Raw genomic sequence first — 24,263 nt, forward strand, 5'->3', positions numbered from 1 at the left:
CCTCCCGAACGACGCGGCGGCGGTTCCTGACGGGACTCGCCGCCGCGGGAACGACGACGCTCGCGGGGTGTTCGCTCGTGGGGTCGACCAGACACACCCTCAAGAGCCGTCCGGAGGACGGCGCCGACCCTGTCGACCTGTTCACGTGGCGGCCCGCCTCGAACGCCTACCACTACGAGGAATCCGACGCCGAAGCGCTGGCCGAGGAGTTGCGCGAGACGGGTAGCGTCGAATCCGTCGAGATTCCGCTGGTCGAGGAGCGGCCCAGTGGCGAGGACGGCTATCAGCCTGCGTACACTGAAATCGACGGAACCTACCATCGGGTCCGTCCCGAGGCCGAGTCGGTCACCCTCGACCGGTGGGTCGTCTGGATGGAGCCACTCGACGAACTGCCCGGTGGTGTCGACTACACGACATCGCCGCGGGAGGGCCGTTCGGACCTCGACGCCGAGATCATCGACCGGGCCATCGGCGAGGCCGTCGTCTCGGAGTTGGAGGACCGAGACCACGCCGCCCAGCGTGCCTATCGCCGGGGCGTCGTCTTCTTCGACCCGCTGTCGCCCGAGGACAGCGAACTGGTCCCGGACCCACCCTTCGAGTACGCGCGAATCGAACCGGAAAACGAGTTCGGCCCGGACGAACTCGCCTTGCGGCTCCACGTCGAGGAGGAGGCCGTCGAGACGACGCGCTACACTCACAGTCTCGAAGCCGTCGCTGAGGGACGGGAGGCCTTCGTCGACCACGTCGGTTCGGAACACATCGCGGCGACGTTCTCGACGGAGTCCCTCTCGGATGACGAGGCGGAGGCTCTCGATGGATCCACCGCCCTCACCGGCTACGACGAGAAGACACCACCTTCCGACGCGTTCGCGTCGATACAGTCGTCGCTGAACGTCGAGGACGTCTCGCTGCCGGAGGACCGAGAGGTGGCGAGTTGGCTCCGCTTCTACGAGCGGGACGGCGACTACTACGAGGCGCGGTTCCGCATCAGCGACGATTCGCTCGTCGACGTGGAACTGGGCTGACGTCGTTCGTTTTTCGTCGTTCGTCGTTCGTCGTTCGATACGGATACCGAACCGACCCGAAGAGTTACTTTCCGTTGCTATGACACGACCGACCACCCATGTCGGATCACCCGTTTGACGAGAGCGTCCTCCCGCCCGAACGGCTCGGGCAAGCCGCCTTCGTCCTGACAGTTCCCGTGTTCGCGTATCTAGGCCACCTCGTCTTCGACGACCTGCTGTTCGGCGGACTCGTCGGCCTCGTCGTCGGCAGCGGGACCTTCCTCCATCTGCCCTACTTCATGTACCGGGAGGCCGCCATGCGTGGCGATACCTCCGGGTTCGACGGCAGACACGCCCGCCGTGCGGCCCTCGGGATGGGACTGGCAGGCGGTGGAATGGTCGCCCTCGCGGGCCGGTTCGTCTTCGAGGAAGCGTATCTGATCCCCTTCGCGGCCGCGGCGGTATTCGCGCTCGTCGTCTACGTGCCGCTGGACTATGCCCTGCCGGCAGTCGATGCTGTCGAGGGCCGCGACGGCTGATAAAGTCCGTCGGGGCGCCCGCTCGTACTACGGTTCGACGATCAACTTCCCGAAGGCGTCCCGTTCTATCATATCGTCGAACGCCGCTCCGGTTTCGGCCAGCGTGTAGGTATCGCCGACCGGTGGGTCGAAAGCCTCCTCGGCCAGCAACTCGACGAGCGTCTCGAGTTCGGGTTGGGTTCCCATCGTCGACCCAACGATCTCCTGATGCTGGAGGAAGAAGGGCGCGACCTTGAACGAGGAACTGCCACCGGCGGTTCGACCGCAGATGACCATCGTGCCGGCCCGTTCCATGACTTCGAGGCCGGCCTGCGTGAACTCGCCGCCGAGGTGGTTGATGACGACGTCGGGATCGCCGATTCCCCGGACCTCGTGGACGAGTTCGTCAGGGTCGGCCGATTGTATGGTGGAGTCACAGCCGAGTTCCTCTAGGCGGGCGAGTTTCCGCCTCGACGTCGAGGTGCCGATGGTTTCGGCACCGAGAACGCCGGCCAGCTGAACCGCTGCGACGCCGACGCCGCCGGTCGCGCCGGGGACGAACACGAGGTCGGTCGGGCCGACGTCGCCGACCTCGAGCATGCGCCACGCGGTGAGGTAGGCTGTTGGGAGGGCCGCCGCCTCCCGAAAGCCGACGCTGTCGGGAAGCGAAATCAGCCGACTCGCATCCACGAGCGCCTGCTCGGCGAGAGCGCCGTGATACAGCATGAACTGCTTGCAGTGCGTTTCGGGGCCTTCACGACAGAACTCGCAGGTGCCACAGGTCTGGTTCGGACACAGCAGGACCCGGTCGCCCTCCGAGACGGCCGCGCGGTCGCCGGCCTCGCGGACGACGCCCGAGGCGTCCAGCCCGGAGACGAAGGGGAGTGCTCCGCCGGTGACCATCGCCGAATCCCCCTGCAGAATCCAGAGGTCGTGGCGGTTTATCGAGCAGGCTTCGACGTCGATGACCGCCTCCTCGGGGCCCGGTTCCGGGTCGGGTCGTTCCTGTATCTCGACGTCATCGCCATCGCCGAAGTCGGTGAAGGCTGCAACTCGCATGGATGGACCTGTTCGGCAGAGCGGTTAGGTGTTCGGGGTGGGGTGACGCTCCTCACCCGTTCCGCGCTGGTACTGATGGTACAGTTTCCCCGCGAGCCCGTCGAACCGTGGCGTCGCGGCGAGGCCGAGGCCGAGCAGGACCAACACGAGCGGCGCGAGCGCGAGCGCCCGCTCGATCGCGCCGAGACCGACGCCGACGACGAGGCCGACCCAGAGTATCGCGCCGAGGACTGCGTTCACGTCGGTCACCGCGATACCCCGAATCGACGGGAGTGTTCGGTCGGGTTCGTGTGTCATTCCGGCGGAAGCGTCGAGAGATCACGCGTCGGACGGAGGTCTTCCGGTACCTCATCCATCGACTCTCGTTCCTGTGTGAACATCCCGCGATAGGACAGCACCCGACCCGCGAAGGTGTCGACCACGGCGTCGACGTGATAGCACTCTGCGGTCTCGTCGTAGCGGTCCCGGACCTCGACTGTCGCCCCAAGTGGACCTGGAATCGGGAGGTACCGACCGCGAGCACGCACCCACTGACGGCCCCCTTCGACCACGAGTGCCCCGTCTTCGACGCGGGGATGGAGTTCGGAGACGACGTGGCCACCGGTCCCGAGGAAGTCGAGGAGTCGCCCGGCGTCGGCGTCCCAGACGGTCAGGGAGTCGAACCGCCGGCGGGTCGACCCGAAGTCGAACTCCCGGCGTGTCGTCATCACCTCGTGGCCGGCCTCGTCGCGGTAACCGACGGTCGTCACCGAGAAGGGAACGTCGTCGCCCGACTCCGGAAACAGGAGGTTCCGGGCCGGCATCACGTACAACATCGGGAGGAAGGGGGTGCCGCGCCTGATATCCATCTCGCCGTGACCGACGGTGGCGGCGCTGTCGTCAGGGCCGATGCTGTAGCGGTCACGCACCTTTGGGTGGAGGTCCTCGGCCGCCGAACCGAGGGCGTGTTCGTACACGCCCGTCATGGGTTCGATGTCGTGAAGCGACGGGGTATGGAACTGAACTCGAATAGTCGGCGGTGGGTCGGGAGAGGTGCGTCCATAGGGGCCGTTCGAGCGGCCGTTTCAAGAGCGTTCCCCAGGTTGTGGGGCGTTACAGTTCCATCTCGCCGTCGATGATCATCCGCGCGCGCTCGGCCAGCGCGGGGACGCCCTCGCGCATCTTCGGATACATCGGGTCGTCGGAGTTGCCTTCCAGATACCGGCGGAAGAACATCTCGCCGAGGCCGGCGAGTTTGTAGACGGCGAGCACCCAGTAGAACTTCCAGTTGTCGAACTCGTAGCCGGTCTTTCGCTCGTACCGGTCGACCAGTTCACGGCGTGTGGGGTATCCTTCCTGAGCCATGAACTCGGTCGCAAGCGACGGGGTCGGCGGTTCGGGGTCCTTCGCCTCGCTCCAGTAGGAGAGCATCCAGCCGAGGTCGGTGAAGGGGTCGCCGAGCGTCGACATCTCCCAGTCGAAGATGGCGGCGATCTCCGGGTCCTCGCCGGGGGCGAACATGACGTTGTCCAGTTTGTAGTCGCCGTGGACGAGCGTCGACGGGTACTCGTCGTCCTCGGGGACGTTGTCGTAGAGCCAGTTCATCACGTCGTAGAGCTGTTCGACCTCGCGTTCCTCGGCGGTGACCTCGAAGGCCCACGTCAACTGCTCCGACCAGCGGCGGACCTGTCGCTCGGTGAAGCCCGGCGGATAGCCGAAGTCGCCCTCTTCGAGGCCGACGGCTTCGTAGTCGACGTTGTGGATCTCGACCAGTCGATCGACCATCTCGTGGCCGATCCGTTCGCGCGCCTCGGGGTTGGCGAAGCGGTCGGGCTCCTCGTCGCGGAGGACGTCGCCTTTCTCCTTCTCCATCGCGTAGAAGTCCGACCCGATGATATCGTGGTCATCACACGCCAGTACCGTCGTCGGGACGCGAACGTCGGTCTCCTGGAGGGCGTCGACGACACGGTACTCCCGCAGTACGTCGTGGGCGTTCTCGGCGATGTCACCCGGCGGCGGACGCCGAATGACGAGTTCCAGATCGCCCCACGTAACGAAGAGGGTCTCGTTGGAGTGGCCCTCCTGGTGGTGTTTGACGTCGTACTCTTCGACGGGACCGAGTTCCGATTCGAGGTACTCGGCCAACGCCTCCTCGTCGACGATGCGCTCGAAGTACTCGGAACTCGTGTCGTTCATGGCTCGACACGCTCCGAATCTGCTAACATTGTAAGAGTTTTTGGGGCACCACCACCCATATAACTGCCGCAATACCTCGGATATCGTATATAAATGGCGCCGGTTCTTTTACATTGTTGTACTCAAAACGCCATCCCATGGAGTACCACGACTCCGAACAAGCAACGGAACTCGCAGCGCGCGCCCGGGAGTTCGTCGACGAAGTCGTCATTCCGACCGAACGCGAACACCTCGGCGGCGGTCCCGTCGGCGAGGACGTCATCGAAGAACTCCGCGAGGAGGCCCGCGAACGGAACGTCTACTGCCCGCAGATCGACGAGGAACACGGCGGCATGGGCGTGGACCTCCGTGACGTCCTGCCCCTCTTCGAGGAGGCCGGCCGCTCACTTCTCGGCGCCGCGGCGATGCGTGTCGACGCCCCCGACGAAGGGAACATGCACACCATCGAACTCGTCGGCACCGAGGAACAGAAAGAGGAGTGGCTCGAACCGCTCGTCGCCGGTGACATCCGCTCGGCGTTCGGTATGACCGAACCCCGAGACGGTGCCGGCTCGGACCCCAAGATGCTCAGAACCCGCGCCGAGAAGGACGGCGATGAGTGGGTCATCAACGGCCACAAGTGGTGGACCACACAGGGCTCCCACGCCGACGTTATCCTCACGATGGCCGTCACCGACCCCGACGCACACCCGTACGAGGGCGCTTCCATCATCCTCGTCCCCACCGACGCCGACGGCGTCGAACTGGTCCGCGACATCCCGCATCTCGGCCCCGACCTCGACGGCCACGGCCACGCCGAATTCGAGTTCAACGACGTGCGCGTGCCCGAGGAGAACCTGCTGGGCGCTGAAAACGCCGGCTTCGCCATCGCCCAGCAACGGCTCGGCCCCGCCCGGCTCACCCACTGTATGCGCTTCTCGGGGATGGCCCGCCGTGCGCTCACCATCGCCAAGGCCTACATGACCGAACGCGAGTCCTTCGGGTCGGATCTCGCCGAGAAGCAGTCGCTTCGCTACGACATCGCCGACAAGGAGACCGAACTCCACGCCGCCCGGACGATGGTCCGCCACGCCGCCAAGGATATCGCCAGCGGCAAAGAAGCCCGCGTGCCCGTCTCCATGTCCAAGGTCTTCACCGCCAACGTCTGTCAGGACGCCATCGACCTCGCCATCCAGTGTACCGGCGGCTCGGGTATCTCGCGTGACCTGCCGCTCGCGGACTTCTACGAGGGTGTCCGCGCCTTCCGCATCGTCGACGGCGCCGACGAGGTCCACCAGCGCGTCATCGCTCGCGACGCCTTCGATGGCGCCGAGGAGCATACGGGCGAGTTAGAGAACCTGCCCACTTTCTAGAACCCCGAACTTTTTGCACGGCGGGCCGCGGCCCGTCGGCAAAAATCCATACGAATCGCCAGAGGCGTCTTTCGTCATGCGAAAAGAGCGCTTCGCGCTCTTTTCAGCAAACCGCCTCGGGGGCCTTCCCCGAAGGCCCCCCTCGGCGGATACTATCTCTTCTTTTTATACACCTCGTGGGGACTTGAGCGACAGCCCCAGTCAATCGGTCGGTGTCGCCGCGTCCTCGACTGTCGGTGACGCCTCGGGACGAACCGGCGAGACCGCGATCCAGACGAGGCCACCGAGCGCGGCGACGGCGAGGCCCGCGACGACGAGGAACCGAACCACGCCGACGGCCGACGAGGCCACACCGGCGACGAACTTCGAGAGCCCCATAGCGACCGAGAGGACCATCGAGGCGCCCGAGAGGACGGTTGCCCGGCCCGTATCTGCCAGTCGGTCGTTGAGGTACTGGTCGCGAATCGGCTGGACGACGACCCGAACGCTCCGGTTGAGGAACAGGAGGGGGATCAACAGGGCCGGCGCGAGGGCGACACCGAGGAACGCGACGCCGTAGACGGGCACGAGCAGGCCGAATACGGGTTTCGGGCCGAGGCGCTCGGAGAGCCAACTCGTCGTCGACGCCGCGCCCGCCGAAACCGTCTTGAAGCCGGCATAGAGCAGCCCCAGCGCCGCGACCGGGACGCCAACCGTGTCGAGTGCCGGCTGTTCGAAGGTCCGAACCGACGAGTAGAGGCCGAAAAAGAGCGCGAGGTAGACGACGACCCACCGGACTTCGGGGCGGCCGGCCTGAAGCTTGAGAACCTCGACGGCCTCGCGAATCGAGAACGGTTCTTCCTCGGCGGCCTCTTCTGGCGGTGTCTCGGCGTACTCGTCGACGCTCGGTGAGGTCAATAGAATCGGCAGTCCCACGGCGGCGACGATGCCGTTGATTATGAACGGCATACCCCACCCGACGAGGACCACGAGAGCGCCGGCCGCGGCGGCTGATAGCGCCTCGAAACCGAGTTCGACAGACATCGCCCGGCTCCGGACGTGCGTGAAGTCCTCGGCCTCGTCGTCGACGGCCAGCAGTTCGTAGAGCCACGCGTCGGCCGTCCCGGAGCGGAAGGCCCACGCGAACGCCCAGATGGCGTGGATGACGAGATACCCGAACGTTGAATCGACGAGGACGTAGCCCGCCATGAACACGACGCTGAGGACGTTACCGATGGCGAGGCTCTCGCGTCTCCCGACTCGGTCGCCGACGTAGCCGGTCGGAATCTCGGCGAGCATCGACAGGATGGAAAACGCGCCCATAATGAGGCCGATCTCGCCGAGTCCGAGCCCGCGAATCCGCTGGAGGTACAGGATGCTTACGGGTAGGTAGAACCCGTTCGAGACGGAGAGGCGATAGGCGTAGAACCGCCAGATGTGTCCACGCGATTCCGTCATCACCAATAGATTGGGCGGCTACTCACAAGACATTAATCTGAATTGATATTTTGTAGGCGAGCGACCAAGAACTCGTTTTTGTTGGCAGATAGAAACGTCGAGACGCTATCGGTGAGTTCGCTCGATAACCGATAGGTCCTCGTCGACGACGATCTCGAGCGTCTCGTCGTCGTAGGTGACCGTAAGCGTCGCCTCCCACGGCTCCGAGGCGTCGACGGTGACGTTGCGATCGATCGCCGCGAATTCCAGTTCCCACAGCGGCGTCGAGAGAACGTCGACGCCGTGGTCGGCACAGAACGCCCGGAGGTGTGGGTCAGAGAGGAGGTAGGTGCCCAGCGAGAGGTGCCGCTGGTCGCCGCAGTTCTCGCAGGACCGATAGACGTACAGTTCCTGCCGGTCGCCGTCAGCGAACGGGACGTCAGCAGGCGAGACGCGTTCGATAGTGGGTTCGGTCCCACAGGTCACGCAGACACCGCGTGCGAAACCGAGATGGCGGTGGTGGTAGAACGCGCCCACCTGTTCGAGCGCCACGGTATCGTCCTCGATGGCACCCGGCGGCGCGCCGGCGATGCCATAGAGGTAGTCACAGCCGGGACACTCGACGGTGACCGTCCCCTCGTCGACCGTCGCTTCGACACCCGTTCCACAGTAGTAGCAATCGAAGTCGGCGTCGACGGTCAGGGTCGACTCACGGCTGTCGAAGGTACCTGCCCGGAGCGTCTGATAGAGTGCGCGACCTTCCGCACGCATCTGATAACCGTCCTCGACGCGCTCGACGTACTGGCCGACGAGTTCCTGCAAGTGGTAGTTGAACTTGCTCGACCCGGCGTCGGTTTCGGTCCGGTCGCGCAACTCGGAGAAGGAAAACACCGGCTTGTGCCCCTGCTCGACGCGGGCGTCGCCGAGTGCGCGCAGGATATCGGTGCGAATCTCGTTGCCGACGAGTCTGAAGGCGTCCGACCCACTGGATGCGTCGTCGCTCGGAGCCCCATGGCTACGGTCGGACATACTGCCTGACCGTGTGAACTACGCTCTTATAAAATTCCCCCGGGGCAGCCGTCAGTCGTCGCGCTTGACACCGGGGTTCGTGACCGCGCCGTTGGCGGCCGTACCGAACGTCTGGCCGTATTTCGCGAGGACGCCGTTCGTGTAGTTGGGTTCCGGCGGTTCCCAGTCGTCGAGGCGTGCGTCGAGTTCCTCGTCGGTCAGGTCGACCGAGATGGTTCGTTCGGGGATGTCGACGGTGATGTGGTCGCCGTCTTCGAGCGCGGCGATGGGGCCGCCGATGTAGGCCTCGGGGGCGATGTGACCGATCATCGGGCCGCGGGTGCCGCCGGAGAAGCGGCCATCCGTCAGGAGTGCGACGTCGTCTTCGTGGCCGGCGCCGACGACGGCGGCGGTGACGCCGAGCATCTCGCGCATGCCGGGGCCGCCCTGCGGGCCCTCGTTGCGGATGATGATGACGTCGCCCGACTCGATGTGGCCCTCCTGGACGTACTTCATCGCCTTCTCCTCGTTCTCGAAGATGCGGGCGGGCCCCTCGTGGTAGAACTCGTCTTGGCCCGTGGCTTTGAGGACGGCGCCGTCGGGTGCGAGGTTGCCTTTGAGGATTTTGATGGCGCCTTCGGGGAACTTCGGTTCGTCGATGGTGTAGAGGAACTCGGCGTCGATCTCCCCTTCGTCGGGGAGGGCGCCGGTCTCCTCCAGCAGTTCGAGTTCCTCCTCGATGGTGCGGCCGGTGACGGTCATCTGGTCGCCGTGGAAGAGGTCGGCCTCCAGCAAGCGCCGGATGACGACGGGAACGCCGCCGATCTCGTGGAGGTCGCTCATAACGTGGGAGCCGCCGGGCGCGAGGTCGGCGATCTTGGGCGTCCGGCGGGAGATCTCGTCGAAGTCCTCGATGTCGAGGTCGATGTCGGCCTCAGCGGCCAGCGCCAGCAGGTGGAGCACGGCGTTCGTGGAGCCACCGATGGCCGTCTGGAGCGCGATGGCGTTCTCGAAGGATTCCCGGGTAAGGATGTCGGAGGGTCGGCGGTCCTTCTGGATGCATTCGAGGACGAGTTCGCCGGCGCGTTCGGCGATCTCGTAGCGTTCGTCGAACTCGGCGGGCGCGGAGGCGGACCCGAGCGGCGCGAGGCCGAGCGCCTCGGAGATGGAGGCCATCGTGTTGGCGGTGTACATTCCGCCGCAGGAACCGGCGCCGGGACAGGCCTGCCGTTCGAGGTCGTCGAGTTCCTCGGCGGACATCTCGCCTTCGGCGTAGGCGCCGACGCCCTCGAAGACGCTGACGATGGTCACGTCCCGGCCCTCGTGTTGGCCGGGGAGGATGGAACCGCCGTAGAGGAAGACGGAGGGCAGGTCCGTCCGGATGGCGGCCATCATCATGCCGGGGAGGTTCTTGTCACAGCCGGCAACGGTGACCAGCGCGTCCATGCGCTCGCCGAAGGAGACGAGTTCGACGGAATCGGCGATGACCTCCCGACTGATGAGGGAAGCCTTCATCCCCTCGGTGCCCATCGAGATGGCGTCGGAGATGGTGATGGTGCCGAACTCGATGGGCATGCCGCCCGCGTTGTCGACGCCGTCGAGCGCCGACTGGGCCACGTCGTCGAGGTGGACGTTACAGGGCGTGATGTCGGCGGCTGGGTTGGCGATGCCGACCAGCGGCGAGGAGAGGTCCTCGTCGTCGAACCCCATCGCACGGAACATGGCGCGGTGAGGTGCGCGGTCGGCACCCTCCGTCACCTCGCGGCTCCGGAGGTTCTCGGGTTTGTCGTAGTCGCCCGGTTCGCGTTCGGGCGTGTCCTGCTGGCTCATAGCGAACCCTTGCTGTCGACGGACTTAACGGCCCGCATACTGGTCAGTATTTGCTGGGGGCGACCGAACATGTCCGCCCCCGAAGTTTTCGGCAGCGCCGACCCCTGCCGCTGTCGAAACCGGCTTTTAAGAGAGCGTGTAAGGCCCGAACATGTGCGCCCGCGTCGAGGCCGGGGCTCGCCTCCACTTCGGCTTCCAGAACCTCTCGCTCGCCCACGAGCGCCTCTACGGCGGCGTCGGGGCGACGCTCGACGAGCCACGCGTGGTGCTGGAGGCCGACCCCGCCGGCGCCGTGGCCAGCGAGGACGACCTCGTCGCGGAATACGCCGAACGGGCCTGTGAGTTGCTGGACGTCGACGGCGCGAACGTCCGCGTCGAGGAGACGCTACCGCGACACGTCGGGTTGGGAAGCGGGACACAACTGGCGTTGGCGACGCTTGCGGTCGTCGCGGCGGCCCACGACATGGAGCCGAACGTTCGCGAGCGAGCGCCTGAACTGGGCCGCGGGGGCCGAAGCGGCGTCGGCGTCGCGGCCTTCGAAGCGGGCGGCTTCATCGTCGATTCGGGCCATCCGACCGAGCGGTTCACGACGGCGCCGCCCGACCGCGGCGAGTGGGCGGTGCCGGCCGTCGTCGCCCGCCACGGCCTGCCCGACTCGTGGCGGTTCGTCCTCGTGTTGCCCGAGGCCGAACCGGGCCGGAGCGGCGAGACGGAAGACGAGAGCATGCGCGCCGTCGTCGAGAACGCCGACCCATCCGTGGCCGACGACATAGCGACCCTGCTGGTGCGCCGGCTCCTGCCCGCGGTCGCCGAGGGACGACTGGAGGCCTTCGGCGACGCGGTTGGCGCCCTGGGCCGGCTCAACGGCGCGTGGTACGCCGACGAGCAGGGTGGCGTCTACCGGCCGCCCGCGGGCCGACTTATCGACGCGCTGGCCGACCAGCCGTCGGTTCGCGGTGTCGGGCAATCGTCGTGGGGGCCGGCCGTCTACGGCGTGACCGACGCCTCGCTGGCCGATGCCGCCCGGTCGGCCGCCGAAGCGGCGCTGAGCGATGCGGGCGTCGACGGCGACGTCCGCGTCGTCGCACCGCGGAACGAAGGCGCCCGAGTAACCCGTCAAAACGGCTGAATAATTTAAGGCCCCGGCGGCGAAGGTTGGGACATGAATCGAATCCCGTTCGGGATCCAGCGGCTGGATACGACCATCGGCGGGGGCGCACCGCCCGGTAGCGTCGTCCTGCTTTCTGGGGAAGCCGGTGCCGGCGCCCGGGAGTTCATGTACACGTGTGCGGTCATGAACGGGCTCGCGGAGACCGACCCGGACCTCTTCGACCTCTATTACGGCGGTATCAGTCCCGACGCGGCGGCGCCGGACGAAGTACACTACGTCTCCTTTACATCCGAGGAGCGGCAGGTTCGCCGGGAGATGGTGCGGGCGATGGACGAGGAGATCATCGATTCGGCTATCGATAACGTTCGGTTCCACGACCTCTCGCCGGAGTTCTTCCGACTGAGTCCGGTCCCGCGGGAGTGGTACTCCGCCCGGACGACGAACATCTCGGAGTTGGGCGACACCCAGGACCGCAAGGGCGTTCCGGAGGCCCTCGGCGAACAGCTCACAGAACACGCGCCGGGCAACCTCGTCGTCATCGACTCGCTTTCGGACCTCATCAGTTCGGCGACCGAGAGCCTGCCGTGGAGCGACATCCCGGTCCTTCTGAAGGGGCTCTCGCGGGCCGCCTACGAATGGGGCGGACTCATTCTCGTCCACGTCACGCGGGAGACCCTCGACGAGGTCCACCACGGGCAACTCATCGACGCCGCCGACGGGACGCTTTCCTTCGAGTGGGAAAGCGGCGGGTCGGCCCGCGCCCGGACGATGGTCGTCAAGCAGTTCCGGGGTGTCCTCTCGCGCATCGAAGACGAGAACATCGTCCGGTTCGAGACGGAGATCGGCGATGCCGGCTTCGATATCAGCGACGTCCGCAAAATACGGTAGGCTTACCGCCGAACGGGGCCGAACTCTTAACTTATTGTCTCAACTACGATTAGTCGATGGCTACCGAGTCGGCCGACGGGTCAGAGTTGGCTGTGACGCTACCGCCGCCACTTGAGGAGTGGCTCGACGAACGGGCGGCCACGCTCGACACCGACCGCGAAGAGCTGCTCGTGCAACTGGTCAGCACCTATCGAGCGGCAGCCGATCTGGACGACGAGACGGTTTCGGTACCGGACGAACCGGAACTGGACGAACGCATCTCCACGGCCGTCGAAAGCCACATTCAGGAGTCAGCAACTCCCGAAAACGAGGACATCGAGGCGTTGTCGAACCGTATCGACTCGCTGGAAGCCGAGATAGAGGCGGATATCGAGGACGTTCGCGACCGGGTGCTCCAGGTCCGCGATTCCGTCAAGGAACGCGCTCCGCAGGACCATACCCACGCCGAGACGCGGCAACTCGCCGAACGCGTCGACGGCCTCGCGGAGACCCTCGAAGACGTCGGCACCGAGGTCACGTCGACCGCCGAAGCGGTAGAAGAACTCGAAGCGAGGCTCTCGGACGTCGAGTCCAAACTCGACCGGTTGGCTCGCGTCGTCGTGGCGTTGCGCAACCGGGACACCGCCGAGGAGACCGAACGCGAGGAACAACTCGACCACATCCGACGGCAGGCCAACGAGCACGACGTCGTCAAGGCCCGGTGTGCGGCCTGTGGGGAATCGGTCCGTATCAGCCTCTTGACCGAACCCGCGTGCCCGCATTGTGGTGCCGAGGTCCGTGACATCGAGCCGCCGAACTCCGTGCTCGGCCGCGCCCTCGATATCGGCAGGGCGAAACTGACCGGTCCCGACCCGCCAGCTCTGGAGGCCGGCGATGAGTGACGACGACCGCATCGAGGAAAGCGGCGACGACCGCGAAGAGCCGGCCCCGGACGGCGACGGTGAAGGGTCGACCGACGCCGACCCGGACATCGAGACGGACCCGTTCGACGACATCGACGATATCGCCGATGGCGAACCGGTCGACGACCCCTTTACCGAGATGGAGGTCGAGGACATCGACGAGGACGACGTCTGGGCGGAGCTCACCGACGAGACGAACGGCGACACCGGGGCCGAATCGGATACCCTCGGTGACGGCGAGACGTCCCTCCAGGAGACGGTCGTCGGCGCCGACGAAGCGGCCGACGCCGACGAGGCGATCGTCGAGAAACGGAGTTTCTGCCAGCGGTGTACGTTCTTCGCCGAACCGCCGGAGGTCGCGTGTACGAACGAGGGGACGGAGATCGTCGAACTGCTCGATACCGAACGGTTCCGCGTTCGGAACTGCCCCGTGGTGGCCCAGCGACGAGGGACCGCCGAAGAGGTCCTCGAAGATTAGCAGTCCGCAGGCTTTTGCCGACTCCGTTCGTAGCTTCGTTCATGCAGTTTTGCGACGAATGCGGCTCGATGATGCACGCCGAGGACGGCGAGATGGTCTGTTCGTCCTGTGGCGCCCGCGAGCCGAAGGACACGGCGAGAGCCGAGGAGTTCGTCTCGACGGAGGCCCAGTCGGAAGACGACGTCATCGAGTCCTCCGAGGACGCCGACTTCGAAGGCAAACCGACCGCCGACGACGTCACTTGCGACGAGTGCGGCCACGGCGAAGCGTGGTACACCATCAAACAGACCGGCGCCGCCGACGAACCGCCGACGCGCTTTTTCAAATGCAAGAAGTGCGGAAACCGGTGGCGAGGGTACAGTTAGATCGCGCGGCGTCTCTCAGTCGGTTTCCTGACTCATGAGAGTCCGGTGTTCAGCGAGTGAATCGTACACGCGTCCGAGTATGCCACCGTAGACGAGATACGCCAGCAACATCGCGACAACGAGTGGGAACTCGGCCGAGAACGACTGCCAGCCTCGCAAGACTGTAACGGACGCGACGACGACGAATCCGGACCACAGAATCAAACCGAACACCAGGCCGTGGACCATTCCTGACTCGCCCGGCAATCCCCACGTGAATCCGGCGAAGAACAGTGGCCACGCCACCACGTACAACGCCAGGAACACGATGCCCGTCAGCAGTATTGCCGCCGTGCTTCCCAGTTCACAATACGGCGGTCCACCGACTGCACATGGCCCGGTAAACGTCGCGAACACGAAGATCTGCGAGCCCTGAAGGAGGAAGTCCGCACCGACCAGAAAGACGACGACGGCGATCGTAGCGACGAGACCTCCACCGATGCTGCTTCTGACGGGGTCCATAGTTAGCAGTTGGGTCTACAAAGAAATAAACTTCAGCTGGCCGAAACGGCATAAACACCATCTATAAATCATAATATATTGACGATTATACGAGATATTGCGTATGACTGGATAACTGATATCGAAGCAGGGGAGCTGCTCGCGTTCGTCCCACGTCTGCCCGAGGCGTTTTCGCTGCCTGATAACGCTCGGCCCGGATTATATGGTCGTCTTCAGTTGCTATTCGTATGTCGCGGGAAGGGAGACCCGATGACGAGTTGTCGGGGAACGATCACGATTCGGCCGTCGAACGATTGGTTTCGGAACTCGACGTCGACGCGTCGTGCGAAACCGATACACCGGTCGCCAGAGCCGTCGAGGATGCCACGAGCGCCCTGAACGGGAGCGACGAGTTCGGGTTCGACGAGGACCATGTCAAGGCTTCACTGGACGACCTCCTCGTGGCCCTGGTCGCGCTCCGGTCGACCGACACGCACGGCAAGCAACTATTGGATGACCTCGCCGGGGAGTTCGGTACGGCCCTCAGTCCTGGGACCGTCTATCCCCGGCTACACGACCTCTGTGAGGGCGGCCCCCTCGAACGGCGCGAACTGGTGAAAACGAAGGAGTACACCCTCGAGGACGAGACCGAAGTCAGCGAGGACATCGCGGCTGCCGCCCGCCAGCACCTGACGCTGGGGATGATCTTCCGCGCGGCGCTCGAACACGGGGATTTCGAATAGGGCAGTCTCATCGGACCCCACCGGACCGTCCGGCATATGGTGCCTTTTTTGGCGTTGCCCGCCGGACCGACTCGTAATGAGCTACGATTACGACGAGTTGGGCCTCGTCGCCGGACTGGAGATCCACCAGCAACTCGACACGGCGACGAAGCTCTTCTGTAACTGCCCGACGGAGCGCCGGGAACCCGAGGAATCGGTGCGCTCGTTCACCCGCTATCTGCACCCGACCAAATCGGAACTCGGTGAACTCGACGAGGCCGCGCTCGAGGAGAGCCGCGTCGACCGCGAGTTCGAGTACCTCGCCTTCGATACGACCTGCCTCGTCGAGGAGGACGACGAACCGCCGCATCGCCTCGACAGCGAGGCGCTGGATACGGCGATGGAGATCGCCTCACTGCTGGACTGCGAGGTCGTCGACCAGGCCCACGTCATGCGGAAGATCGTCGTCGACGGGTCGAACACCTCGGGCTTCCAGCGCTCGTCGCTGATCGCCACCGACGGCGAGATCGAGACCGACGACGGCCCGGTCGGCATCGCCGACATGCTACTCGAAGAGGAATCCGCCGCCCGCATCGAGGAACAAGAACAGGGCGTCACCTATGGGCTGGACCGCCTCGGCATCCCGCTGGTCGAGATCGGCACCAAGCCCGACATCCGAAGCCCCGAGCAAGCACTGGAGGCCGCCGAGCGCATCGGGATGCTGCTGCGGTCGACCGGAAAGGTCAAACGCGGCCTCGGGACCATCCGGCAGGACGTCAACGTCTCCATCGAGGAAGGCGCCCGCGTCGAGATGAAGGGCGTCCAGAGCCTCGAAGACATCGACGACCTCGTCGAGAACGAGGTCGGTCGGCAGGTCGAACTCCTCGATATCGCCGACGAACTGCAGGACCGAGGCGCCGCCGTCGCGGAACCGCGGGACGTCACGGAGGTCTTCGCCGAGACTGACAGCGGCGTCATCGCGGGCGCCGAGAAGGTCACTGCCGTCCGACTGGAGGGCTTCGACGGCCTCGTCGGCCGCGAGATCCAGCCGGACCGCCGCCTCGGCACCGAGTTCTCCGACCATGCCAAGCGCCACGGCGCCGGCGGCATCTTCCATACCGACGAACTGCCGGCCTACGGCGTCACCGAAGACGAGGTCGAGGCACTTCGTGAGACGGTCGACGCCCGCGAGGCGCCCAGCGCCTCGGACAGCGCGAGCGGCGACAAGCCGCGAGCGGGGGACGCCGTCGCGCTCGTTGCGGCGGACGCCGAAGTGGCCGAGCAAGCCATCGAGGCCGTCGCCGACCGCGCCGAGGTCGCCATCGAGGAGGTACCCGAGGAGACCCGCGGCGCCAACGAGGACGGCACCTCCCGCTACCTCCGCCCGCTGCCGGGCGCCGCGCGGATGTACCCCGAGACCGACGTGCCGCCCGTCGAACCGGACCTCACCGACGTGGAACCGCCGGAACTGCTGACCGAGAAGGTCCAGCGGTATCAGGAGGACCTCGGCCTCGGCGAAAGCCTCGCCGAGCAGGTCGCCTACGGCCGCTTCATGACGACCTTCGAGGAGGCCGTCGACCGCGGCATCGACCCGACGACGGCCGCCGGCATGCTCGAATCGACGCTCACGGAACTCCGTCGCGACGACGTGCCAGTCGGGAACCTGACCGAGGACCACCTGCTCGAGGTCCTCCAGCTCGTCGAGGACGGCGACCTCCCGAACGAGGGCATCAACCCAGTGCTGACGGCCCTCTCCGAGGAGCCGGGTCTGACTGCCGAGGAGGCCATCGAGGAGGCCGGCCTCGGCGGCGTCTCCCGCGAGGACGTCCGCGAGGTCGTCGTCGAGGTCGTCTCCCGGAACGAAGACCAGGTCGAAGCCGAGGGGATGGGCGCCTTCTCGGGGCTGATGGGCGAGTGCATGGGCCAACTCCGCGGGAAAGCCGACGGCGAAGTCGTCTCGGAACTCCTGCGCGAGGAGATCGGCAAGCGAACCTGACGCTCACGAACGGGCAGAACCTGGAATTCACGCACGGGCAGGTCGGACCTCCGTATCGGCGCCCGTGGGCGGCGGCAACTTTTAGCGGGCTCGGGCGAAGTTATTTATAATGCATTCGATGCGCGGTGTGGCACCGGTCCCTCGGCTCCCCGGCGGTAGCTCCTACCTCTGTCTCGGGCCCCCGATGGCGGGGATGGACGGGTTGCTCGCCACGGTGCTGGCTCCCCGCGAGGACGAAGCGGCGATCGCGGTTCTCACCGATACCGACCCGGAATCGTTTCTCGAGCGCGTGGACGAGCCGGAGGGTCCGGTAGCCGTCGTCGACTGTACCGGCGAGGAGCGCGAGATCGACGGAATCGACGACCACTTCGTTCGCCGCGTCTCCTCGCCCGCTGATTTGACGAGCATCGGTATCGCCGTCTCGGAGTTTCTCGGCCCGTTCGTCGAACGGGGGTTGTCGGTACGGGTCGGCCTCGACTCGCTGACCACCCTGTCGGTCTACGTCGAGCGGAAACAGCTCTTCACGTTCCTGAACACCCTCGAACCGCGGGTAACGGGCCACGACGGGCTGTTCGTGGCCGCCCTGTATACCCAGTCGGTAGCCGAACAGGTTCAATCGACGGTCGAACCGCTGTTCGACGGCCGCATCGAACTCCGCGAGAAGGCGAACGGAAGCGAGGTCCGTGTCCAACCCCCCAGCGAGGACCCGACGGAGTGGGAGCCCTTCGAGAGCGATATCGGCCGAATCGAAGCGGTGTCGTCGGCGTCTCGTGAGTCGAGTAGGGCGTCGACCGTCGACAGCCTCGGGGCGCTCGTCCGCCGGATCGAGGCGACGCGACTGACGCTATCCGTGTACAACCCCGACGGAACCGACCTCGGGCCACTGCGAACCCGGATGGACCGACTCAATATCACGCTCGAATCGATCGAGACGCCGAAAGTACCCGATGGCGTCGCGATGCTTCACAGAGACGGGGAGTTCCTCGTCGCGGAACCGCTCGGGACGCTGCTGTCGTCGCTGTCGCTCGACGAATTACAGGAACAGGAATCCGAGCTATCGCCCATCGTCGACCACGTCGATAGCACGGTAACGGGCCTTTCGGGGGTCAAAAAGCCGCTTTTGATACGCGCCAGCCGGATGTTCGAACTGCTCGCGTACCGAACCGGGCAAGGCACGCTCCACGCGGGCTTTCAGAAACTATCGCGGTTCGCCGACGACGAATACGTGACCCGCCTCTACGAGAACATCGTCGGGTCGGGCGTCGACGCTCGTCTCTACGGCGCACCCGACGCGACGATATCGGTCGATGGCATCGAGGTCATCGAGGACGAAAGCGAGGAGATCACCGACTCGTGGTTCGTCGTCTTCGAGGGCGGCGGGCGGAGCGGGGCCCTGCTCTGTGAGGAGCGGGAGCCGAAGTCGTACCACGGGTTCTGGACGCGTCGGCCGGAACTGGTCGAAGAGACGGCCAGCTATCTCGAAGCGACCTACTGATTCTCGTCGGCCGGACGCGGGATCTCGCCGTTTCCGATCTTCGCGCCGCGGCGCAGTACGCCGCGCATCGTCCGTGCCTCGCGGCCGGTCGGCTGCGCGCGGCCCACGAGCCGGCGGAACAGTCGGTTCGTCTTGTCGATCTTCTCTTCGGGGTGGCCCACGTCGTGGAGGTAGTCGTCGAAGGTCTCGTAGAGTCCCTCGATCTCGTGTTCGTTGGCGCGTTCGTGGACCTCGTCGGGATGCTGGGTCTTCTCGACGGTCAACTCCCGGAGTTCGTAGAGAACGATGGTCGCGGCCTGTGCAAGGTTGAGGACCGGATACTCCTCGTCGGCCGGAATCGAGCAGACCCGGTCGAGGCGGGCGAGTTCGTCGTTCGAGAGGCCGACCCGTTCGCGGCCGAAGACGATACAGACGTCCGTATCGAGCCCCGCCAGTTCCTCGGTGAGTTCCTCGGGTTCGAGGAAGGGATACCGGACGTGCTTGGTGGCATCCTCGTTGGTAATCGCCGTTGTGGCGACCGTATAGAAGTTGTCCACGAGATAGTCGAAATCGACCTCCGTGGCGTTCGGGAGGACGTCCTCGCGGGCGTGGCCGGCGAAGCCGTAGGCCTCGCCTTCGGGGTCCAACTCCGGCGGGTCCACGAGATACAGCTCCGAGAGGCCGAAGTTCTTCATCCCGCGAGCGATGGTGCCGATATTGCCCGGCGTCTCGGGGTCGACGACGGCGACGGAGATGTTCGGCGTCACGTCAGATCGGAGTAATCCATTCCGAGGTCATCGAGCGCCTCGTCGTCCATCTCCTTGATCGCCTCTTCGAGTTCGGGCACGTCCTCGCCCATGTCGGGGGCGGGGATCTCGTCGGGTTCGGTGTCGACGTGGTCGAGGCCGCCGTAGCCCTCGGGGGCGCGGTTGCCGGCCGCGAACCATTCGTGGAAGGCGTCCGCGAAGTGTTCGTTACCCTTCTCGTCGCTACCTCCATCCTCGCGGAACCAGTAGAGGAAGTCCGCCTCGTGGTCCGGACAGAGGAGTACCTCCCCGAGCGGTTCGCCGTAGACGATGCGGGCGACGTTGCAGTCAGCTTTCTTGTCGTTGAGAAGCCAACAGCAGTCACAGGGTTCGCCGGCGACGACGCGCAGGCGAATGAGGCGCTGGCGCGTCTCCTCGGAGACCTCCTCCAGCGGTCGGAGTTCTCCGTCCTCGTCGAAGACCTCTTCCTCGTCGAAGCGCCATCCCCGCAGCGCGATAGAGACCTTTGCCATATCCGGGGTTTCGTGATTGGAGCGTATAAGCGCGTCCGTCCCGGGGCGGACACGAGACCACCCAAATCAAGAGCCGTGATATTGGAGCTGTTTCTCCAGCAGTCGCATCGTCGGCGGGACGAAATGCGAGGAGGGGTCGAGCGTGACATAGAGGAGGAGGTCATCACCCCAGCACATCACGACCTGGCCGTTCTCGAAGGACCGGATGGTGAATTCGAGGTCGCCGAGCGGTTCGAAATCTTCCTCTCGGGCGGGACTGCCGACGTATTCGAAAACGAGGTCCTCGAAGATGCGGTCCTGTGTCTCCCCTGAATACTGGTCGGACACGTCCGGCCGCATGTAGAGAACCTCGTAGTCTCGCTCCTCGATGTCCCCGACTGCGACGGTCCTGAGGGCACCCCCCAACTCCGCACGGAGTTCGGGAACATCGAGAAGGTCCGCGGGTGCCATACGACCACGTGTCCGAGTAACCCTTATAAACATTCAACACGCCTCGGAAATTGAAAGGGAACCTATCGGGGTTGTCAGCGATGGTTCGTCTACGCGTGCCGGCCCGCGGCGGCCCGGATCTCGCCTGCGACCGTCGAGAGTTCTTCAGAGCGGCCGCTTACGGCGGAGGCGACCTCGCGAAGCGTGGCGACGGTGCCGGTCAGATAACAGTCGCCGTCGCCCAACCCGACGACGCCGCCGGCGTCTTCGGTTGCAGCCACGAGCGCCTCGCGGTCGGCCTCGGGTAACTCGCCGACGAGGAAGGACAGCGTCGCGCCGTCTTCGGGGTCGCCGGACCCGTTTCGGATCGCCATGTTCCGCTCGACTTCGCGGCGCGTCGTGCCCGCCAACTCGACGACGCGGGCCGCCTCGTCGGCGACGCCGCGGTCGTCGCCGAGATGGTGGGCGACGAGGGCGACGTCACGGGTTTCTGCCACGTCGTGGGTGCGGATGATGTGGGCGCCGCGTTCGACTTCCATCGTCGCCGCGGCGAGGCTGACCGGCAGTTGGTCTTCCGTATCCGGCCGGTCGGCGATGTCGCCGAGGAAGTCCTCGCGGTTCGTCGCGGTGACGATGGGGCGGCCGAAGGCGCGGAACTCCCGGAGTCGGCGGAACATCTCCCAGTTGTCCTCGTAGGTCTTCTCGTCGTACCAGCCGCCGAAGGCCGGGTCGATGATGGTCTTGTCCGTGAAGCCGCCGCGCTGGAGCGCCTCGAAGATGTCGTCGATGGTCTTCAGGTGGCCCGGACTCTTGATGTCCGGCGGACTGGCCATCTTGATGACTGGTGCGTCGTGGTCCTCGCAGACGTCGGGCATCTTCGGATCGGCCCAGCCACAGACGTCGTTGACGATGTCGAAGCCGCCTTCGAGCGCGCGGTCGGCGACCTCCGAGTAGCGGGTCTCGATGGACCACGCCACGTCTTCGTCGGTTTCGACGGCGTCCATGACCGCCAGCGCCTTGTCCAGTCGTTCGAGTTCCGTCTCGGGCGGAAGCCAGTTGTTTTTGGGATTCGACGACTGCAGCCCCACGTCGATGATGTCCGCCCCCTCGGCTATGAGTTCCTCCTCGGCGAACTCGACCGCCTGTTCGGGTGTCCCATGGACGCTCGGGTCGTAGTTCGACTCGACGCTCATGTTGAGCACGCCCATGATTCGCGGGGGGTGGCCGTCACCGACTGGTATCCCGCCAACATCGACTGTTCGCATTACCGCAATACAGCGGCGTCACGGAGTAATACCTTGGCATATCGGCGAAGGGAGGGTCCGACCGGTGGGTTTTGGGGACCGTTCACAACCTCGCGGTCGGTTCGGCCGGAAGGACAGGATTCAAGCGCGCTTCGGCCGTTTAAAGGGGTAGATGCAGGATTTCGACGGCTCTTCCGTCGACGTGGATTCGCTGGCTGTCGTCTCCAACCGGGAGCCGTACGTGCACGGATACGGTCCGGACGGTGTCGAGATTTCCCGTCCAAAGGGGGGCCTCGTGACCGCGTTGGACGGCGTACTCCGGGAATCCGGCGGCACGTGGATCGCGTGGGGAAGCGGCGACGCCGATTTCGACCCCGAGATCGCGGACGACGGCGTCGTTCGGATGCCACCGGAATCGGGCGACTACACGCTCCGTCGAGTCCCGCTGAAGCGCCAACAGGTCATCGACTACTACTACGGCTACAGTAATCAGGTGCTGTGGCCGGCCTGTCACCTGGCGACCGAGCACCTGCGCGTCGAACCGGGCTTCTGGGACGCCTACGAGTCGGTAAATCGGTTGTTCGCGGATGCAGTCATCGAGAGCGGCCACGAGACGGTGTGGTTCCAGGATTATCACCTCGCTCGGGCGCCGCGGTACGTGCGCGCAGAGCGGCCCGAGGCGTCGCTGGTGCAGTTCTGGCACGTGCCGTGGCCGCACGTGGACGCCTTTTCGGTGACGCCGAATACGGAGGCGTTGCTGGACGGCCTGCTTGCCAACGACGCCGTCGGCTTCCACATCGAACAGTACCGGCGGCATTTCCTGCGGTGTGTGGAGGCGCTTTTAGACCCCGAAGCCGTCGATTACGAGACGGGCGAGGTGACCTATCGCGACCGGACGACCGAAACGTTCGTGGCGCCCATCGGCGTCGCGCCGGACGCGCTGGCAAAGCGGGCCGAGGAACCCGAGGCGAACCGGTACTGGGACGCGCTGACGCGCCGACATCAGTTGAACGGGGAGACGACGGTCGCCGTCGGTGTCGACCGTCTCGATTACACAAAAGGGATTCTGGAGCGTCTCGACGCGCTGGCGCACCTGTGGGCGACCAGACCGGAGTACCGCGAGAGTCTCGTCTACGTCCAGAAGGCCACCGAGAGCCGGACGCGTATCGACGCCTATCGGTGGTACCGCCGCGAGGTCATCGACCGCATCGACGAGATCAACGACCGGTTCGGAACCGACGGCTGGACGCCGGTCGTCTACGTCGACGACCCGGTCGAACGGGATTCGTTGCTCGGGCTCTATCGCAACGCCGACATATGTCTGGTCACGTCGAAACGCGACGGGATGAACCTCGTCGCCAAGGAGTTCGTGGCGGCGTCCCGCGGCGCCGACGGCGTTTTGGTCTGTTCGGAGTTCGCCGGCGCCGCCGAATCGCTGTGTCCGGCGGCGATTCCCGTCAACCCGGTCGACATCCCCGCCCTCGCCGACGCCATCGAACGGGCCGTCGACATGGGGGTCGCCGAACGGGCCGACCGACTCGACCGCCTCCAGCGAGCCGTCGCCGACGAGGACATCGAATCGTGGTTCGTGACAAACCTCACGCACCTTTAAGCACTGCTTACTCACTTCGTAAGCGTAGCTTAGCGGTCCGATAGGGCATTCTCGGCGCGTCTGACGCATGTCGGACAAGTGACGTGCAGTACGAGAAAGCTTATACCAGAGCGACCGGAATAGGCTGATGGAAGCCCGGAGGGCACATCTGGGTAGGGGTACCTTGGTGCGCTCTGGGCCCAGTCTTAACACTATTTAGTGGCGACGACGGAGTGTCGCTATGCGCTACGAGGAGTGGCAACCGGCCTACGAGGCGATCCTCTCGGATTTCGGCTTCGAGCCGGCTGCCGACGAACGCGCGAGGGACGTCCTCGCGGAACTGTTGGAGAGCGAACGCCCGCTTTCGGTCGACGACATCGACCTTTCGGGAACCGTCGCCATCTGCGGCGGCGCGGCCTCGCTGGTCGGCGACCTCGACGTCGCTCGGCGAGCCGATAGCGTTGTGGCGGCCTCCATCGCCGCCGACATTCTCAGGGACGCTGGGGTCGCCGTCGACTGCATGGTGACCGACCTCGACAAGAACCCCGGAACCGCAAGGGCACTGACCGAGGCGGGAACCCCTGTCGCGGCCCACGCACACGGGGACAATCTCGACGCCGTACGGGAGTGGATACCCGAGTTCGACGCCGCGGCCGTCCTTCCGACGACACAGGCCGCCCCCGTCGGCCCGGTTGTCAACCCCGGCGGCTTCACCGACGGCGACCGGGCGGCGTTTCTCGCTGACGCCTGCGGTGCCGAGCGATTGGTCTTCCCGGGATGGGACCTCGACGACCCGACGGTCGGTCGGTCGAAGGCTCGAAAACTGCTGTGGGCCGAACGCCTGCTCCGGTGGCTCGAACTCCGGCGCGAGGAGGAGTTCGGCGTTCTCGACGGGCGGCGGGACCGCATCGAGTTGCAGTGGCTTGCGGGCGAGTAGCGACG

25 protein-coding genes are annotated in these 24,263 nt (G+C 65.5%); 13 read left to right on the forward strand and 12 right to left on the reverse strand.

What is annotated here, in order from left to right; translation table 11 throughout:
- Both V5A53_RS00380 and V5A53_RS00385 read left to right on the forward strand, forming a co-directional pair.
- A partial coding sequence (locus tag V5A53_RS00380; protein ID WP_332311570.1) for a hypothetical protein occupies positions 1 to 1,025 on the forward strand: 1,025 nt, incomplete at its 5' end.
- Positions 1,026 to 1,123: 98 nt separating this feature from the next.
- The gene (locus V5A53_RS00385; RefSeq protein WP_332311571.1) at positions 1,124 to 1,543 is read left to right on the forward strand and encodes a hypothetical protein; all 420 of its coding nucleotides are present in this window, start codon (positions 1,124 to 1,126) and stop codon (positions 1,541 to 1,543) included.
- Between the two features lie 27 nt (positions 1,544 to 1,570).
- On the opposite strand, the gene V5A53_RS00390 is transcribed toward V5A53_RS00385, so the two are convergent.
- From V5A53_RS00390 to V5A53_RS00405, 4 genes are all read right to left on the reverse strand, one after another.
- Positions 1,571 to 2,581, reverse strand: coding sequence for a quinone oxidoreductase family protein (locus V5A53_RS00390; protein WP_332311572.1), 1,011 nt, complete (start codon positions 2,579 to 2,581; stop codon positions 1,571 to 1,573).
- Between the two features lie 24 nt (positions 2,582 to 2,605).
- A complete protein-coding gene (locus V5A53_RS00395) occupies positions 2,606 to 2,878 on the reverse strand; it encodes a hypothetical protein (RefSeq protein ID WP_332311573.1) in 273 nt (90 codons plus the stop codon).
- Positions 2,875 to 3,546, reverse strand: a complete 672-nt coding sequence (locus V5A53_RS00400) for a DUF4166 domain-containing protein (RefSeq protein WP_332311574.1) — start codon at positions 3,544 to 3,546, stop codon at positions 2,875 to 2,877. The genes V5A53_RS00395 and V5A53_RS00400 overlap by 4 nt, the downstream gene beginning before the upstream one ends.
- Before the next feature lie 127 nt (positions 3,547 to 3,673).
- Positions 3,674 to 4,756 (reverse strand): phosphotransferase family protein, encoded by a 1,083-nt coding sequence (locus tag V5A53_RS00405; RefSeq protein ID WP_332311575.1) that lies wholly within the window; start codon positions 4,754 to 4,756, stop codon positions 3,674 to 3,676.
- 137 nt (positions 4,757 to 4,893) lie between these two features.
- On the opposite strand from V5A53_RS00405, the gene V5A53_RS00410 reads away from it, so the two are divergent.
- Positions 4,894 to 6,108 (forward strand): acyl-CoA dehydrogenase family protein, encoded by a 1,215-nt coding sequence (locus tag V5A53_RS00410; RefSeq protein ID WP_332311576.1) that lies wholly within the window; start codon positions 4,894 to 4,896, stop codon positions 6,106 to 6,108.
- A 201-nt stretch (positions 6,109 to 6,309) separates the two neighbouring features.
- Here the strand turns inward: V5A53_RS00410 and V5A53_RS00415 are convergent, their stop codons facing one another.
- The 3 genes from V5A53_RS00415 to ilvD all read right to left on the reverse strand — a co-directional run bounded on the left by V5A53_RS00415 (position 6,310) and on the right by ilvD (position 10,362).
- A complete protein-coding gene (locus V5A53_RS00415) occupies positions 6,310 to 7,545 on the reverse strand; it encodes an MFS transporter (protein WP_332311577.1) in 1,236 nt (411 codons plus the stop codon).
- A 105-nt stretch (positions 7,546 to 7,650) separates the two neighbouring features.
- Positions 7,651 to 8,553: a DUF7351 domain-containing protein gene (locus tag V5A53_RS00420; RefSeq protein WP_332311578.1), complete on the reverse strand. Its 903-nt coding sequence runs from the start codon at positions 8,551 to 8,553 to the stop codon at positions 7,651 to 7,653.
- Positions 8,554 to 8,604: 51 nt separating this feature from the next.
- Complete coding sequence (gene ilvD, locus V5A53_RS00425; protein WP_332311579.1) at positions 8,605 to 10,362, reverse strand: dihydroxy-acid dehydratase; 1,758 nt, start codon at positions 10,360 to 10,362, stop codon at positions 8,605 to 8,607.
- A 151-nt stretch (positions 10,363 to 10,513) separates the two neighbouring features.
- On the opposite strand from ilvD, the gene V5A53_RS00430 reads away from it, so the two are divergent.
- From V5A53_RS00430 to V5A53_RS00450, 5 genes are read left to right on the forward strand one after another with little or no spacing between them, the layout of a single operon-like run.
- The gene (locus V5A53_RS00430) at positions 10,514 to 11,491 is read left to right on the forward strand and encodes a beta-ribofuranosylaminobenzene 5'-phosphate synthase family protein (protein ID WP_332311580.1); all 978 of its coding nucleotides are present in this window, start codon (positions 10,514 to 10,516) and stop codon (positions 11,489 to 11,491) included.
- Between the two features lie 33 nt (positions 11,492 to 11,524).
- Positions 11,525 to 12,361 carry an RAD55 family ATPase gene (locus V5A53_RS00435; RefSeq protein WP_332311581.1) on the forward strand — a complete coding sequence of 279 codons (837 nt, stop codon included), beginning with the start codon at positions 11,525 to 11,527 and terminating at the stop codon, positions 12,359 to 12,361.
- Between the two features lie 56 nt (positions 12,362 to 12,417).
- Positions 12,418 to 13,242, forward strand: coding sequence for a zinc ribbon domain-containing protein (locus V5A53_RS00440; protein WP_332311582.1), 825 nt, complete (start codon positions 12,418 to 12,420; stop codon positions 13,240 to 13,242).
- Positions 13,235 to 13,741 (forward strand): hypothetical protein, encoded by a 507-nt coding sequence (locus V5A53_RS00445; RefSeq protein ID WP_332311583.1) that lies wholly within the window; start codon positions 13,235 to 13,237, stop codon positions 13,739 to 13,741. The genes V5A53_RS00440 and V5A53_RS00445 overlap by 8 nt, the downstream gene beginning before the upstream one ends.
- A 41-nt stretch (positions 13,742 to 13,782) precedes the next feature.
- Positions 13,783 to 14,106 carry a transcription factor S gene (locus tag V5A53_RS00450; RefSeq protein WP_332311584.1) on the forward strand — a complete coding sequence of 108 codons (324 nt, stop codon included), beginning with the start codon at positions 13,783 to 13,785 and terminating at the stop codon, positions 14,104 to 14,106.
- Positions 14,107 to 14,121: 15 nt separating this feature from the next.
- Here V5A53_RS00450 and V5A53_RS00455 read toward each other — a convergent pair whose 3' ends face one another.
- Entirely contained in the window at positions 14,122 to 14,607 is a 486-nt protein-coding gene (locus V5A53_RS00455; RefSeq protein WP_332311585.1) for a DUF6789 family protein, read from the reverse strand.
- 227 nt (positions 14,608 to 14,834) lie between these two features.
- Here V5A53_RS00455 and V5A53_RS00460 point away from each other — a divergent pair, with 227 nt between their 5' ends.
- The 3 genes from V5A53_RS00460 to V5A53_RS00470 all read left to right on the forward strand — a co-directional run bounded on the left by V5A53_RS00460 (position 14,835) and on the right by V5A53_RS00470 (position 18,799).
- Positions 14,835 to 15,329, forward strand: a complete 495-nt coding sequence (locus tag V5A53_RS00460) for a PadR family transcriptional regulator (protein WP_332311586.1) — start codon at positions 14,835 to 14,837, stop codon at positions 15,327 to 15,329.
- 76 nt (positions 15,330 to 15,405) lie between these two features.
- Positions 15,406 to 17,304: a Glu-tRNA(Gln) amidotransferase subunit GatE gene (gatE, locus tag V5A53_RS00465; RefSeq protein WP_332311587.1), complete on the forward strand. Its 1,899-nt coding sequence runs from the start codon at positions 15,406 to 15,408 to the stop codon at positions 17,302 to 17,304.
- Between the two features lie 109 nt (positions 17,305 to 17,413).
- On the forward strand, positions 17,414 to 18,799 hold the full coding sequence (locus V5A53_RS00470) for a DUF7504 family protein (protein ID WP_332311588.1): 1,386 nt from the start codon (positions 17,414 to 17,416) through the stop codon (positions 18,797 to 18,799).
- On the opposite strand, the gene V5A53_RS00475 is transcribed toward V5A53_RS00470, so the two are convergent.
- From V5A53_RS00475 to V5A53_RS00490, 4 genes are all read right to left on the reverse strand, one after another.
- Positions 18,793 to 19,545: an RNA methyltransferase gene (locus tag V5A53_RS00475; protein WP_332311589.1), complete on the reverse strand. Its 753-nt coding sequence runs from the start codon at positions 19,543 to 19,545 to the stop codon at positions 18,793 to 18,795. The two genes, V5A53_RS00470 and V5A53_RS00475, sit on opposite strands and share 7 nt — an antisense overlap.
- Entirely contained in the window at positions 19,542 to 20,057 is a 516-nt protein-coding gene (locus V5A53_RS00480; RefSeq protein WP_332311590.1) for a hypothetical protein, read from the reverse strand. Before V5A53_RS00480 ends, V5A53_RS00475 begins: the two co-directional genes overlap by 4 nt.
- 66 nt (positions 20,058 to 20,123) lie before the next feature.
- On the reverse strand, positions 20,124 to 20,507 hold the full coding sequence (locus V5A53_RS00485) for a hypothetical protein (protein WP_332311591.1): 384 nt from the start codon (positions 20,505 to 20,507) through the stop codon (positions 20,124 to 20,126).
- Between the two features lie 89 nt (positions 20,508 to 20,596).
- Positions 20,597 to 21,751 (reverse strand): dihydropteroate synthase, encoded by a 1,155-nt coding sequence (locus tag V5A53_RS00490; protein ID WP_332311592.1) that lies wholly within the window; start codon positions 21,749 to 21,751, stop codon positions 20,597 to 20,599.
- 151 nt (positions 21,752 to 21,902) lie between these two features.
- Here V5A53_RS00490 and V5A53_RS00495 point away from each other — a divergent pair, with 151 nt between their 5' ends.
- Both V5A53_RS00495 and V5A53_RS00500 read left to right on the forward strand, forming a co-directional pair.
- A complete protein-coding gene (locus V5A53_RS00495; protein WP_332311593.1) occupies positions 21,903 to 23,342 on the forward strand; it encodes an alpha,alpha-trehalose-phosphate synthase (UDP-forming) in 1,440 nt (479 codons plus the stop codon).
- A gap of 220 nt (positions 23,343 to 23,562) precedes the next feature.
- Positions 23,563 to 24,258 (forward strand): 6-hydroxymethylpterin diphosphokinase MptE-like protein, encoded by a 696-nt coding sequence (locus tag V5A53_RS00500; protein WP_332311594.1) that lies wholly within the window; start codon positions 23,563 to 23,565, stop codon positions 24,256 to 24,258.
- Positions 24,259 to 24,263: the final 5 nt, after the last annotated feature.

Origin of the sequence: Natronomonas sp. (assembly GCF_036625485.1) — an archaeon.
Lineage (GTDB): Archaea > Halobacteriota > Halobacteria > Halobacteriales > Haloarculaceae > Natronomonas.